The sequence below is a fragment of the Glutamicibacter sp. AGC46 genome, from assembly GCF_053543715.1.
In genome coordinates this window covers 68,139-82,085 of record NZ_JBLVOJ010000011.1, presented here as the reverse complement: position 1 = coordinate 82,085, position 13,947 = coordinate 68,139, and the positions used below count along the sequence as shown (strand labels likewise).

The 13,947-nt window shown below is 62.8% G+C and carries 12 protein-coding genes and 1 riboswitch; of the genes, 3 read left to right on the top strand and 9 right to left on the bottom strand.

Annotated features, from left to right (window positions below):
- Positions 1 to 7: 7 nt before the first annotated feature.
- A complete protein-coding gene (cls, locus tag ACNPM8_RS05485) occupies positions 8 to 1,504 on the bottom strand; it encodes a cardiolipin synthase (RefSeq protein WP_286134130.1) in 1,497 nt (498 codons plus the stop codon).
- A gap of 166 nt (positions 1,505 to 1,670) precedes the next feature.
- On the opposite strand from cls, the gene ACNPM8_RS05480 reads away from it, so the two are divergent.
- A complete protein-coding gene (locus tag ACNPM8_RS05480) occupies positions 1,671 to 2,546 on the top strand; it encodes an aminodeoxychorismate lyase (protein WP_105657010.1) in 876 nt (291 codons plus the stop codon).
- Here ACNPM8_RS05480 and ACNPM8_RS05475 read toward each other — a convergent pair.
- Entirely contained in the window at positions 2,543 to 4,870 is a 2,328-nt protein-coding gene (locus tag ACNPM8_RS05475; protein WP_448939435.1) for an ATP-binding cassette domain-containing protein, read from the bottom strand. The two genes, ACNPM8_RS05480 and ACNPM8_RS05475, sit on opposite strands and share 4 nt — an antisense overlap.
- Positions 4,867 to 5,475 carry an ECF transporter S component gene (locus ACNPM8_RS05470; protein ID WP_105657012.1) on the bottom strand — a complete coding sequence of 203 codons (609 nt, stop codon included), beginning with the start codon at positions 5,473 to 5,475 and terminating at the stop codon, positions 4,867 to 4,869. The genes ACNPM8_RS05475 and ACNPM8_RS05470 overlap by 4 nt, the downstream gene beginning before the upstream one ends.
- Positions 5,476 to 5,540: 65 nt before the next feature.
- A riboswitch (TPP riboswitch) is annotated at positions 5,541 to 5,661 on the bottom strand.
- Positions 5,662 to 5,745: 84 nt separating this feature from the next.
- Between ACNPM8_RS05470 and ACNPM8_RS05465 the strand changes: the two genes are divergently transcribed.
- Positions 5,746 to 5,988: a DUF4235 domain-containing protein gene (locus ACNPM8_RS05465; RefSeq protein ID WP_105657090.1), complete on the top strand. Its 243-nt coding sequence runs from the start codon at positions 5,746 to 5,748 to the stop codon at positions 5,986 to 5,988.
- Positions 5,989 to 6,044: 56 nt separating this feature from the next.
- Here ACNPM8_RS05465 and mnhG read toward each other — a convergent pair whose 3' ends face one another.
- The 6 genes from mnhG to ACNPM8_RS05435 are packed head-to-tail and all read right to left on the bottom strand — an operon-like array spanning position 6,045 to position 12,368.
- The gene (gene mnhG, locus ACNPM8_RS05460; protein ID WP_105657013.1) at positions 6,045 to 6,449 is read right to left on the bottom strand and encodes a monovalent cation/H(+) antiporter subunit G; all 405 of its coding nucleotides are present in this window, start codon (positions 6,447 to 6,449) and stop codon (positions 6,045 to 6,047) included.
- Positions 6,449 to 6,715 (bottom strand): monovalent cation/H+ antiporter complex subunit F, encoded by a 267-nt coding sequence (locus ACNPM8_RS05455; RefSeq protein ID WP_105657014.1) that lies wholly within the window; start codon positions 6,713 to 6,715, stop codon positions 6,449 to 6,451. Before ACNPM8_RS05455 ends, mnhG begins: the two co-directional genes overlap by 1 nt.
- Position 6,716: 1 nt before the next feature.
- A complete protein-coding gene (locus tag ACNPM8_RS05450) occupies positions 6,717 to 7,343 on the bottom strand; it encodes a Na+/H+ antiporter subunit E (protein WP_448939434.1) in 627 nt (208 codons plus the stop codon).
- Positions 7,344 to 7,354: 11 nt separating this feature from the next.
- Positions 7,355 to 8,956 carry a Na+/H+ antiporter subunit D gene (locus ACNPM8_RS05445; protein ID WP_448939433.1) on the bottom strand — a complete coding sequence of 534 codons (1,602 nt, stop codon included), beginning with the start codon at positions 8,954 to 8,956 and terminating at the stop codon, positions 7,355 to 7,357.
- Complete coding sequence (locus ACNPM8_RS05440; RefSeq protein ID WP_105657017.1) at positions 8,953 to 9,402, bottom strand: Na(+)/H(+) antiporter subunit C; 450 nt, start codon at positions 9,400 to 9,402, stop codon at positions 8,953 to 8,955. Before ACNPM8_RS05440 ends, ACNPM8_RS05445 begins: the two co-directional genes overlap by 4 nt.
- Positions 9,399 to 12,368, bottom strand: coding sequence for a Na+/H+ antiporter subunit A (locus ACNPM8_RS05435; protein WP_105657018.1), 2,970 nt, complete (start codon positions 12,366 to 12,368; stop codon positions 9,399 to 9,401). Before ACNPM8_RS05435 ends, ACNPM8_RS05440 begins: the two co-directional genes overlap by 4 nt.
- A 226-nt stretch (positions 12,369 to 12,594) precedes the next feature.
- On the opposite strand from ACNPM8_RS05435, the gene ACNPM8_RS05430 reads away from it, so the two are divergent.
- Positions 12,595 to 13,917 carry an MFS transporter gene (locus tag ACNPM8_RS05430; protein ID WP_448939432.1) on the top strand — a complete coding sequence of 441 codons (1,323 nt, stop codon included), beginning with the start codon at positions 12,595 to 12,597 and terminating at the stop codon, positions 13,915 to 13,917.
- The last annotated feature ends 30 nt before the right edge of the window (positions 13,918 to 13,947 follow it).

Below are 13,947 nucleotides of genomic sequence, written 5' to 3'. Positions count from 1 at the left end.
AACTGAATTATTGCAAGGTGGCCGTCAAGCGAGCCACATTGTCGATCCAGCGTTGCATGCGAGGACGGCGGCGCCACTGCGAGAGGGTGATTTCCGAGGAAATCCCGCGGTAGTGGTTCTGCACCTGGTTAACCGCATCGACCATTTCCTTGCCCAGCAGCATCACGGAAATTTCCATGTTCAGGCTGAATGAGCGCATGTCCATATTCGAGGATCCCACCACGGCCACGTCGTTATCCACGGTGAAGCACTTGGTATGCAGCACCATCGGTGCCGGGTAGCGGTGAATGCGCACGCCGGCTTCCAGCAGCTGCTGGTAGTAGGACTGCTGCGCGTGGTGCACCAGGAACTGGTCGCCCTCTTCGCAAACATACAATTCCACTTCTACTCCGCGCTGGGCGGCAGTGGTGATGGCATAGAGCAGCGAATCGTCTGGAACGAAGTAGGGGCTGGTGATTTCCAGGCGTTCGGAGGCAGAATAGATCAGCGTATTGAACAGCCTGAGGTTGTTCTCGGTACCGTATCCGGGGCCGCTGGGCAGCAGCTGCGCCAGGGTGGAACCGGGACGTTCCTCATAGGCCAGCGGGTGGCGGGCCTCGGCCATGTCCATCAGCACTTCCTGGTCGTCGTCCTCCTGCCACCAGTCGGTAGCGAAAGTGACGTCGAGGCTGCGCACCAGCGGACCTTCGACCCGGAGCATCATTTCAACCCATTCGCGGCCCACCTTATGCGAGGACTCGCGCTTGTAGCCGGGTTCAATCAGGTTCTGGCTTCCGGTGAAGGCCACCTCGCCATCAACAACGAGGATCTTGCGGTGGTTGCGCAGATCCGGGCGGCGCCAACGACGGCCGATCAGGTCGATGGGCAGCATCGGGCGCCAGTTGATACCGGATTTCTTCAGCCGCTTCTTGAAATCCTTGTAGCCCTTGACGCGCAAGGTTCCCAGGTGGTCGAAGAGCAACCGGACGTGCACGCCGCGCTCCGCGGCCGCTTCCAGCGCATCGAGTACCGGTCCAACATAATCCGGGTCATCGCCCATGATGTAGAACTGGATGTGCACATAGCGGGTGGCGTTATCGATTTCCTTGCGCATGGCATCGAGCGAAGCCCGGTAATCGGAAATGACCTCTACCTGGTTGCCGCCTTCCAGCGGCATGGCACCAAGATTGCGGTTGAGCATGACTGCCGATTCGACCCATTCCTCCTGGGAATGGAATTCTTCGGGCAGCTGCATGTGGCTCGTGGCCTTCATGATTTCATCGTGCGCACGCCGTTGCTTTTCCAAGCGGCGGCGCGACAGGTGCGGATTGGCGAAAAGCCAGTATGCGACAAGTCCCACAACGGGCAGGAAGAAGATAGCCAATAGCCATGCCATGGCGGTGGTGGGGCGCCGGTTGCCCGGAACGATGCCGATCATGAAGTAGCGAACCGCTAGCTCTATTGCGACCAGCACGCTCCAGAGAACGCCGCCAATCTGCAAGAAGACTTCATTACTTGGCCACACTCGGGCACCCCCTTGGCTACACCCCGCGAATTCGGCATTATCGGCCTCTGATCTGCGATGTACAGGCCAAAATCCTTCGCTTAGCTTATCGAACATTGCCGGACTTGTCTGAATCTCCGCCTGCAGAAATCGCGCAGAAGACGCTGGGGTTCGATAATCTGTCTTTATGAGCTCACTTGTATTCTTGGATCCGGCCTATCCGGCTGGTCGTCTTGCAGACATCACTGCACCGCAACTTCTGGTCACAGCACAGGGAGTGACGCGAGGTGATGGCATCTTTGAATCGATGCTCTACACCAACCAGGCCGTACGCAAATTCGAAGCGCACCTGGCACGCTTGGCGACCTCGGCTGAAGTTGCCGACTTGGCCATTCCCGATGCGCGCAGCTGGTTTGCCGCGGTAGATACCGCTGTGGCCGATTTCGATGCCACCGGCGGCGCTGAAGAAGCGGTGGTCAAGCTGGTCGCCGCGCGCGGCGAGCACGACAATGATCCTGCCATTTGCTGGGTCACCGTGACCCCTGCCCCGGCTTTGGGCAGGGAACAGCGTGAAACCGGTGTGGATGTCCTGATGCTGGATCGCGGCTACGACTCGAAGCTGGCCGAACGTGCGCCATGGCTCATGATGGGCGCCAAGACCCTTTCCTATTCGATCAACATGGCCGCCCTGCGCTACGCGCACAAGCACGGCGCCCATGATGTCATTTTCACCTCCGCCGACGGGATCATCCTGGAAGCTCCGACCTCGACCGTGCTGGTAGCCCAGCGCGATGGCGAGACCAAGCGGCTGCTGACCCCGATGCTTGAAACCGGCATCCTGCCAGGCACCACGCAAAGCGCCATTTTCGACGCCGCGGCCCAGGATGGCTGGGAGCTGGGCTACGGCCCGTTGCGCCCGGAAGACCTGTACCAGGCCGATGGCGTGTGGCTGGTTTCCTCCATCCGCCTGCTGACCCCGGTGCGCACCATCGATGCCAAGCCGTTGCGCCTGGACGCTGAGCTCCATGAAGAGCTCAGCGCCCTGAGCGAAGCAATCCGCTAGGACCACACCAAGTTGTAGGTCCCTGCCAGCACGGCCGCAGCCATTGCGGCCGTGCCAAACAGGATCCCCGTGGCCAGCACCATGCCATCACGCCAGGTGAAGGTGGCCGTGCGAATCCATGTGCGCTTGGCCGTGCCAAACCCCTTGGCCTCCATCGTGGTGGCCAACCGTCCGGCGCGGCGAATCGCTTGCACCAGCAAGGCCAGCACCTGGCCGAGGGTTGCCTTGATGCGTTGGCCCACGGTGCCGAAGTTCCCGACACCGCGAGCGCGCCGGGCCAGCGTGAGCGTGGTGAATTCTTCCACCATCAACCCGAGCAATCGCATGCCGGCCAAGGCCCCGAGCACAAACCGGTGGGGTACCTTCAGCTGCTGAGACAGCGCCCCGCCCAAATCGCTTGGATTCGTGGTGGCCAGCAGCAAGATGCACGGGATGGCCAGCGCGAAAGCGCGCAGTCCGGTGGCAATGCCCCCGGCCACCGATCCCTCGGTGATGCTGAAGGCGCCGAATTGGGCGTAGACCATGCCGCTATCCTGGCCCACCAAGGCGATGCCCCACGCCGCAAGGATTCCGGCAATCAGCAGTGGCCACGCGCGCTTGAGGAATTTCAGCGGACTCAGCCCTGCCAGGGGGAAGAACACCACGGTCGCCACGATCACGACCAGCGCCGAAACCCAATCCAAGGTGGTGATCAACGGCAGTGTTGCCGCAGCCACCGCACCGAGCTTGGCCAGCGGATTGATCTTCGCCAACCAGCTATGCCCTACCGGCGCATCAAGCACCGGCCCCTGTCGCGGGGTACCAGCTTCCGGGGTGCCGGCAGTGAGCACCAGGTCCCTTGCTTTGAGCACCGAGGCAAAGTGATCGTCGTGGGTCACAGCAATGATCGCGGTGCCCTGCTGCAATTCCTCAACCAGCAGCCCGGCCAGTTCCCTCCACGTATTCGCATCCTGCCCGAAGGTCGGTTCGTCGAGGATCAGCACCTGGGGGGATGCGGCCAGAACAGTGGCCACGGACAAGCGCCGCTTCTCGCCCCCGGAGAGAGTGAACGGGTTCGCGTCTGCCAAATGCGCCAGGCCCAAGCGTTCCAGCAACGCGTCCACGCGCGCTTGGACCTGGGCCGGCTCGTATTTCGGCGCATCGGCGCTGCTGGCCTGCGCGCGGCTGGGAGCGAAAGCCAGCTCTTCCCGAACGCTCTGGGTCACGAATTGGTGTTCGGGTTCCTGGAACACCGAACCGATCCGCCCAATCAATGCACCGGCCTTCCAGGCAAACGGGGAGTTGCCCAGACCGTCGGCCAGTTGCGCGGTGGCCGCCAACCCGCCGTCGGCCGGGACGAGCAATCCGCCCAAGGTCAAGGCCAGCGTCGACTTTCCAGCGCCATTCTCACCGCGAATCACCGTCGCGGTGCCCGCTTGCACATTCACGTCCACCGCTTGGGTGCGCGGTGCCGTGGCGGTGCGGGCGGATACCAGCTGCTGCGCTTCCAGCAGCATGGCACCGGCACCGTTCGTTGCCCGAGCCACCTGCGGGAAGTAGCCTGGAATCCACAGCCCGGCAGCAGCCAGCTCCTCGCGCACCGTTTCATCGGTGTACAGCTGCTGCGGGTCCAGATCGTGCGCGACTCCCCCACCGGGCTGCAGCACGATAACCCGGTCCACATGCTGCGCCCAGGCTTCAATCCGGTGTTCCACGACGACCAGCGTGGCACCGGAAAGCCGGGCGGCGTTCAGCACCGCATCGCGCAAGAGCTCAATGCTCTGCGGGTCCACATTGGCAGTCGGTTCATCGAGCAGCATGACGCTGGGTTCCATGGCCAGAATGCCGGCCAAGGCCAACCGCTGTTTCTGTCCGCCGGAAAGTTGCTGGGTGCGGTGCTCGAAGGACAGCGCACCCAGACCCACAGCGTCCAGCACTTCGGGGATCCGCTGGCGGATCAGTTCGGGATCCATTCCGAGGTTCTCCGCGCCAAAGGCCACATCATCGGCGACCCTGCTTTGCACTACCTGGGTTTCCGGGTCTTGCTGCATCAAGCCCACCGGGTGGCTCCGGATGAAGGCATCGCTGCCATCTATGAGCAGCCGGCCAGCGACCTGATCGTCCTCATCCGCTTCCAGCAACCCGGCCATCGCGTGCAGCAAGGTTGACTTGCCGGCGCCCGATGGACCGACCAGCAGCACCTTCTCACCGGCGTGGATCACAAGGTCCAGTCCCGAGATGGCAGGATTCTGCCTCTCGGAGTGCTGCCAGCCGAACCCCGTTGCGGTGATGGCGGCACCGCGCTGGGTCAGCGAGGCTGCGCCGGAATTGGCAAAGGAACTCATTTTGCGCTTTCCAGGTGCGCACGCCGGCTCGGCAGGGCGCTCAGAGCGCCGGTCTTCGCCAGTCCGCGCGTGGCCAACCAGGACAGAAGCCCTGCGACGACTACGCCGGAAATGCCGGTGGCGATCACGTGGAAGATCTTCATTCCGGCGGTGTACTCAACATAGTAGGCCAGGATGTAGGCCTCGGAAATGCCGGCGAACAAGCCGGCGAACAAGCCTGCCAGCAGCGCCACGCCCAGGTTCCACTTGCGGTAGCGGAATGCTGCGAAGACCAGCTCTGCACCCAGGCCCTGGACCAGGCCGGAGATCAGTACGGTCAAGCCGTAGTGCGAGCCGAGCAGCGCTTCAACTACAGCGGCCAGCAGCTCGCAGTAGATTGCGGCGCCTGGCTTGCGGATGATCAGTGCGCCGAGCACCGCCGGGAAGAGCCACATGCCGGTGAGCAACGCGGTGGCTGGCGGGAAAGCTGCAAAGGCGAGCGAGAACAGGCCATAGCCGGCACTCCACGCCCAGAAAATGACCCCTGAAGCGACGGCGATCACCGAGGCGACGACGATATCAACTACACGCCAGCCGGTCCGCTGCTTCGAAACTGTTTCGTTCATTGCTGGTCCTCCTGTGGAAAGGAGGGGAGATGGACGGAATGAGGGCATACTGCCGCGCCTATCCGCATCCGAGATGCTCGACTTCCTTCGCCGGTACTAGCCGGGGCAGGTTCGAGGGTCTGCGATCTATCGCACTCTCAGCGTCTTGCGACTTTTTAAAAGTCTGACGCTCCCCTGTCGGAATAATTACTGCTCCCCCACCATACCGCAGGTATGCTGGGCAGAGGAACGATATGTCAAGAGCTTGATCGCGAGGAAAAAATGGATAAAGTGCAGAAACTTGCCACTACCGGTATCACCGTTGGCGCTGGCATGCTCGGCGGCAAGCTGGTTGATTTCCTTTGGTTGAAGGCAACCGGCAGCAAAGCACCACGCAAGGGCACTGAGGAAGCAGCGGAAGCTTCTTTCCGCCGTGCCTTAGGCTTCGCAGTCGTTTCGGCCCTGGTCGCAGCAATCCTGCAGACGGTGGCTGACCGCAGCGCCAACAAGGTTGTTGCCAAGTTCACCAAGTAAGCTTCGGCGTTGAGCCAAAAGCGGGGGCCGCCCAGAGGGGCGGCTCCCGCTTTTTCTCAATCTTGTTCGTCTGGCGATCCGGTCTTGGAAACCGGGGTGGTTCCGGTCGGCGGTGTTCCGTTGACCTTGTTGACCACGTGGCTCAGCTCATCGGAGAACAGGGTTTCCTTGGCAGCGTGCTTGGTCCGGTAGCCGGAACGGCCAATCATGTGGGCCGAAACCGGTGCGGTCAATAGCTGCATTCCCCAGGCCAGCACGAGTACCGGGACCACAGCCCAGCTGCGCAGGTAAATGGCCAGTCCAGCGAAAATCAGCAGGAAGCCGAGTACCTGCGGTTTGGTCGCTGCATGCATGCGGGTGAGCATGTCCGGGAAGGTCAGCAAGCCGATACCTGCGATCAATGACATCAGGCAGCCAAGGATCAGCAGGACGGCAACGAGGACATCGAGGAAGATTTCCATTAGGCGTTCCTCTGATCCGAAACGAAGCGCGAGACGGTCACCGAACCGATGAACCCGAGCATGCAGGCGGCCACGACGAACAGCAAGTAGTCGGTGTGCTTGTGCAGCACCATTTCCAGGCACAGCGCGGCGGAGATGATCAGCAGCATCACGTCCAGGGCCAGCACCCGGTCAAGGATTGACGGCCCCTTGGCAACACGGACCAGGCAGGCGACAGCACCGAGCCCGAGCATGATGCCGCAGATCCAAATGACGATATCCAGCATGTTACCCCTTCCTCGCATCAAAGTTCGGTCCGCATTCGCTCTTGATCGCTTCGTACTCGTCTCGGCTGCCAATAGCCATGATCAGCCGGCGTTCGATGTCCCGGATGCCGGCACGCGCCTTCTCCACGTCCGCAGGCGACTCGATGTCGATGTAGTGCAGGTACAGCGTCGACGAGCTGCGGTCCACGTCGATCACGAAGGAGCCCGGGATCAGCGTGAGCACGTGGCCCACGGTCATCACGATCAGGTCCGAGTCGGTGCGCAGCGGGACCGCAATGATCGCGCTGCGGGTGCCCTTCCCGCGGACCAGCGCCAGCCAGGCCACATGGACGCTGGCGGCGAAGACCTGTCCGAGGAACCAGGTGAACAGCTTCAGGCAGTACCAGGGATTGATCCGGCCCGAAAGGACCACCGGCGGCAGCGGGAACAGGTTCACGATCAGCAGCGCGATGATCACGCCGAAGACCATGTTCCCCAGGGAGAAGTCCTGCCAGAGAGCCCCCCAGACGAAGAGCAGCAGCAGAAGCAGCGGCCATTCCTGCTTGAGTGTCGCGCGGTGGCGCACGCCGGAGGTATCCAGCGCATCGTCAATGCGCTGGTCACGCGGTTCAAAGTTCTTGTTCGGCATCATCCCTCCAATCAGAATGGCAAGATCGAGCTGATATACGGTTCGCGGGCGATCAGTTCCGCAGCCACCCGCTGGCAGAATTCGAAGATCGGCCCGGCAAAGACGGTCAGGGCGATGCCCGCAAGCACCAGCGAACCGGTGGCGTAGCGCATGCCCCACGGCAAGGAGTCGGCTTCCAGCTGCTTGGCCAGTTTCAACCCCAAGCGGGGGTTCTGCGCGCCGCCGGCCAACGTCTCGTCGGCGACCTGCGTCGCTTCGGCCACCAGGTCCTGGTTGGGCACCTCGGCATCAGCGGCACGGCGCCAGAACACACGGGCCCACACGCGGATGATCGCCATCAAGGTCAGCAGGCTGGTCAGCAATCCGGCGCCGATCACGACCCAGGTCAGCGGATCGGCATCCTGCGCGGCCGCATGCAATAGCCCGAATTTGCCCAGGAATCCGGAGAACGGCGGGATGCCGCCCAGATTGATGGCCGGGATGAAGAAGAGCAGGGCCAATGCCGGGGAGAGCTTGGCCAGCGAGCCGAGCCGGGTGACATTCGAGCTGCCGGCACGGCGTTCGATCAGTCCCGCCACCATGAACAGCGAAGTCTGCACGATGATGTGGTGGCCCACGTAGTAGATGGTCGCGGCGATGGCCAGCGGCCCGCCCACGGCCACGCCGAAGATCAGGTAGCCGATGTGGCTGGTGAGCGTGAAGGAAAGCATGCGCTTGAAGTCCGTCTGCGCCAGCGCACCGAGGATACCGATGACCATGGTCAGCGCGGCCACCACCAGCAGTCCGGCGTTGACCGAGCCGCCCGGGAAGAGCAGGGTTTCGGTGCGGACGATCGCGTAGACGCCCACCTTGGTCAGCAGCCCGGCGAACACGGCGGTCACCGGGGCCGGTGCGGTCGGGTAGGAGTCCGGCAGCCACAGGGACAGCGGGAAGACCGCGGCCTTGATGCCGAAAGCGGTCAGCAGCAGCACATGCAAGATCAGCTGCGGGCCCTGGCCCAGCTCGGGCAGCTTCACCGCAAGGTCAGCCATGTTCACCGTGCCGGTGGCCGCATAGGTCATCGCGATGGCCATCAGGAAGATCACCGAGGAAACCACGGAAACCACCACATAGGTGGTACCGGCGCGGATGCGCTCGGCGGTACCGCCCAAGGTCAGCAGCACGTAGCTGGCGGTGAGCAGGATTTCGAATCCGACGTACAGGTTGAAAAGGTCAGCGGCCAGGAAGGCGTTGGACACTCCGGCCAGCAGGATCAGGTACGCCGGGTGGAATATCGACACCGGTCCGGGCTCGTCCCCGTCGGCCAGGCCCTGGCTGGTGGCGAAGAGCAGCACAGCCAGCGAGACGACGGTGGAGACCAGCAGCATGAAGGCGCTGAACCCGTCGACCATCAGGGCGATGCCGAAGGGCGACTCCCAGCCGCCAATATGGATGGCATAGCTTTCCCCGCCCCATACGGCGGCGAGCATTCCCGCTTCGAGCACCAGGGTCAGGCACAGGATGCCGATGGTGATCAGGCGCTGCAGGCGGACCTGGCGGCGGACCAGGAAGGCTGCCCCGGCGCCGAAGATCGGCAGCACCACGGCCAAGGGGGCTAGATCCAGGAAATTCACTCTTCCCCCTCGCGCACTGGGCGTCCTTCTTCATCAACGAATTCGGTCGTATCCTCAGCCACTGGCGAGTCTTCTTCCTCGTCGTAGGCGGTCTTCTGGGACACCTTGATATCTTCGGTGTCATCGGTGAGCTCATCAGCGCTGGTCAAGGTCCAGGACCGGTAGATCATCGCCAGCAGGAAGGCGGTCACCGCGAAGGTGATCACAATGGCGGTGAGGATCAGCGCCTGCGGCAGCGGGTCCGAGTACGAGTCGGCCGCCGCATCCGGCTTGAACAACGGCGCCGCGCCCTTGCGCCCGCCGCTGGTGAGGATCAGCAGGTTGATGCCGTTGCCCAGCAGCATGATGCCCAGCAGCACCCGGGTCAGGGTGCGTTCGAGCACCAGGTAGAAGCCGGCCGCCAGCAGCACGCCGGTGACTACGAGGAAAGTGATGTTCACGCTCATCGGCCAACTCCAGTCCGGGAGGCCTGGATCTCGTCGTGGCGCTCCACCGGGCTGCGGCCCTCAGAGAGCGAATCAATCTCACTGCCCAAAGAACGCAGCACGTCCTGCACTAGGCCAAGGACCACCAGATACACTCCAATGTCGAAAATCGTTGAGGAAACGAACTTGTGCTCGCCGAAGAACCAGAATTCCAGGGCGTAGGTGGTGAAGATGCCATCACCCAGCAGCAGCGGCACGATGCCCGCCAATCCGGCTAGCGCTATGCCGCCGCCGATCAGCATGCCCGGAGCAATGCGCATCGACTCGGAAAGTTCCACGCGGCCGCCGGCCAGGTAGCGGATGGTCAGCGCCAAGCCGGCGATCAGCCCGCCAGCGAAGCCGCCGCCCGGGGTATTGTGCCCGGTCAGCAGCGTGTACACCGACATGATCAGCACCGTGTGGAAAATCAGCCGGGTGACCACTTCAAAGATGATCGAGCGGCGCTCGGCGACCAGGGTGCTGCCAGCCATCAACCAGTCCTGGTTGGAGCTGGAGGCAAAGCGGCGGGCAATGCGCAGCTCGGTTTCCTTGGAGTCCTTGCTGCCCATGGCTTCGGAACCCGCGTCGATGCTGCCCGGTGCCACCTGGTGGGCCCGCACCCGGTTGCCGAAGCTGCGCCCGGCGAAGATCAGCGAAGCCACACCGGTGGCAGCCGCTGCCAGCACGGTGATCTCGCCGAAGGTATCCCACACGCGCAGGTCCACCAGGGCCACGTTGACGATGTTCTTGCCGTAGCCCTCGTAGTAGGCCAGATCCGGCCAAGCCAGGGAAATGCGGGCCTCGTTGCGGGCGGCCATCATCGCGATAGCAATGTAGACGACCATCACGGCCAGGGCGATCGACAGGATGGCCCGGCCCCACTTGATCCGGGTCAGGCCCACCCACAGTCGCTTGGGCAGGGCGCGCAAGGCGAGCACGAAGGAAACCAGCACGATGGTTTCCACCAGCAGCTGGGTCAGCGCCAGGTCCGGGGCGCCTTGCAGGGCGAAGATCGCGACCATGCCGTAGCCGGTCACCGAAACCATCAGCACCGCCATGAAACGCTTCGGCGCGGTAATGGAGACCACCGCACCGGCGATGATCACCGCACCGATCAGCAGCTGGGCCGGGTGGTCGGCGATGATCCAGTTCGTTGGCCACGGGGTGTAGACGGTCAGCGCGATGGCCAGCGGGATCACCAGCACCACGACCAGGATGACGCCCAGGTAGAAGGAGAGCGAACCACGCTGGGTGCGACCGGTGATCCAGATGGCCACCTTGTCCAGCACGTTCACCGACATGCGGTAGATTTCCTCGGCCGAGGTGACCATGCGGCGCAGCGGTGCGCCGGTGTCGGTGCGGTGACGCAGCCAGAAGAAGCACAGGCCCAAGCCCACCGAAATGGCGCTCAGTCCCAGTGCCGCGTTGAAGCCGGCAAATGGCAGCAGGTGCATTTTGCCCGGTCCGCCCTGCGCGGCCGACCAGTGGATGGCCAGCGGCTCCACCAGCTGCGGGTACAGGCCCAGGAACAGCGTCGCCGCCGAAAGAACCAGCAAGGGCGCCAGGAAGATCAGTGTCGGGGCCTTGCACTGCAACGCAGGCAACTTCTTTTTCTTCACGCCGAAAGCCCCGAAGAAGAAGCGCAGCGAGTAGGCCATGGTCAGCGCCGCACCCATCAGGATGCCGACGAGCGCGGCCATCCCCCAGCCGGTTTCCAGGTGCAGGGCCGATTCGTAGACCGCTTCCTTGGCAACGAAGCCGAACAGCAGCGGCACGCCGGCCATGGACGCCGCGGCGATGCCGGTGGTCGTGGCCAGGATCGGCATGGCACGGCGCAAGCCGCTGAGCTTGCGGATATCGCGGGTACCGGTGTTGTGGTCGATGATGCCCACGCTCAGGAACAGCGTCGCCTTGAACAGGCCGTGGGCCAGCGTCATGGCCAGCGCGGCAAAAGCCGCTTCGGGGGTGCCGAAGCCGAAGACCGCGATGATGAAGCCCAGCTGGGAGACCGTGCCGAAGGCCAGGATCAGCTTCAGGTCGTATTGCTTGAGCGCCCGGTAACCGCCGATGAGCATGGTGAGAATACCTATGCCTACGGTCATGGGGACCCACAGGGTGGTCTCGGCGAAGCCCGGGGCCAGTCGGGCGATCAGGTAGACGCCGGCCTTGACCATGGCTGCCGCGTGCAGGTACGCGGACACCGGAGTCGGAGCGGCCATCGCACCGGGCAGCCAGAAGTGGAAAGGCACCAGGGCCGATTTGGAGATCGCCCCGACAATAATCAGCGCCACCGCAACATCGGTGAAGGCCCCCAAGGCCACCAGCTCGTCGGCCGATGCCATGATCTCCGAGAGCTGGTAGCTGCCGGCCGCCGCGCCGAGCATCAAGATGCCGGCGAGCATCACCAGTCCGCCAAGGGTCGTGATGATCAGGGCGTTCATGGCTGAACGGCGCGCGGTGATCAGGGCCTGGCTGAAACCGATGAGCAGGTAGGAAAGCACGCTGGTGATTTCCCAGAAGATGAACATGATGATGATGTCATCGGCCGTGACCAAGCCGGTCATGGCTCCGGCGAAAGCGACCATCTTCGCCGCGAAGCTGCCGATCTGCGGATCATCATTCTTGAAATAGCGGGCGCAATAGAACAGCACCAGCGCGCCCACGCCGAGGATCAGCAGCAAGATTGTCGCGGCCAAAGAATCCATGCGGAAATTCAGGGCGATATTCAGCCCGGGAATCCATTCCATTTGAACCGATGGCGGCGCATTTGGCGCACCATTGGCCAGGGAATTATCGGCAGAAAGCACCGCCGGCATGCGGGTCAGCAACCAGATGAATCCCACTGCGGGCACGGCCGCCACAACGTAAAAACCGTTTCGTTTCAAGGCCCGGAATATTAATGGGCATAAAACAGCGGTGGCAAACAGCGCAGTGAGAATTATTAGCACGCTTTTCCTCTGTCGGCTGGTGGTGGGCAGAGTATCCAGAGCACTTCGAAAAGCGCCTGCATCTGTAATTTTATCAGCCGTGGCCTGCCTGCAATCGCACGAATGTGCCCTTTAAGGAATATTCCCTGCGTTTTCCGCGACCAGCTGATTTTCCAAGCTAGCCGCTATTCTCCAAAAGGTCGTTCCTATTCATCGCCTGATTACCTGTTGCAGGTACGATGCCAGCATGGGAATCAATCAGGTCGAACCGTCGGCGATTCGTGAAAAGTGGCTTAATAAGTACACTTGGGCGTGGGCCAGCTGGGATTGGGGACAAGCCGCGACCAACGCTGTCATGATCACTTTCGTGTTCACCGTCTATCTCACCAGCGAGCTATTCGGCGACACCGACCATGCGTCGCTGGTCCTCTCGCAGGCACTGGCCATCGGCGGACTGGCCATCGCCCTGCTGGTGCCCGTCACCGGGCTTCGCGCCGATGTTGCCGGGCGGCGCAAGCTGTGGATCGTGGTCAACACCCTGGTTCTCGTCGCCATCTGCGCGGCCTGCTTCTTCGTCTACCCCGACCCTTCCTACCTCTGGTTCGGCGCGATCCTCGTCGCGGCCATGTCGGTCTTCGGCGAATTCGCCGGCGTGAACTACAACGCGGTGCTGAACCAGATTTCCACCAAGGCAACGGTCGGCAAGGTCTCCGGTTTCGGCTGGGGCATGGGCTACGTCGGCGGAATCCTCGCCCTCGCCCTGGTGCTCTTCCTGTTCGTGCAGCCAATCGTGGACTGGCCAGGTGCCAGCACCGAAGAATCGTTGAACTTGCGCTGGGTGGCAGTGTTCTCTGCCGCTTGGTGCTTGCTCTTCGCGCTGCCGCTGTTCTTCGTCATCCCCGAAGCGCCACCGAGCACCTCGAAGAAAATCCCGCTGATGCTTACCTACAAGGTCCTGTTCAACAACATCAGGGAACTGTGGCGCAGCGACCGCAACCTGCTCTTCTTCCTCTGCTCCTCCGCCGTCTTCCGCGACGGGCTAGCCGCCATCTTCACCTTCGGCGGCGTCATTGCCGCGGGCACCTTCGGTTTCGAACTGACCGAAGTGATCATCTTCGCGATCGTCGGCAATGTCGTTGCGGCCCTTGGCGCGGTGCTTGGCGGCCGCATCGATGACGTGGCAGGCCCAAAGGCGGTCATTGTCGGTTCGCTGATCGGCCTGCTGGTTGCCGGCGCCGGAGTCTTCTTCTCCCCCGAAGCCGCGGGCTTCTGGATCTTCGGCCTGCTGCTGTGCTTGTTCGTCGGACCGGCACAGGCAGCTTCCCGCTCCTACCTCTCGCGCTTGATTCCCGAAGGACGCGAAGGAGAGCTCTTCGGGTTGTACGCGACCACCGGTCGCGCCGTGTCCTTCCTGGCACCGGCGTTGTTTGCCGGAGCCATCGCCATCGCTACCCCGCTGGTGGCATCCGGCCAAGCCCAGCGTTACGGCATCCTGGGCATCCTGGTGGTCTTGGCGCTCGGCCTGCTCCTGCTCCTGCCAATCCGGTCGCCGAAGAAGGTCACCGCGTAGCTTCCAGCCGCAAACCGGCGCTGGCCCCCA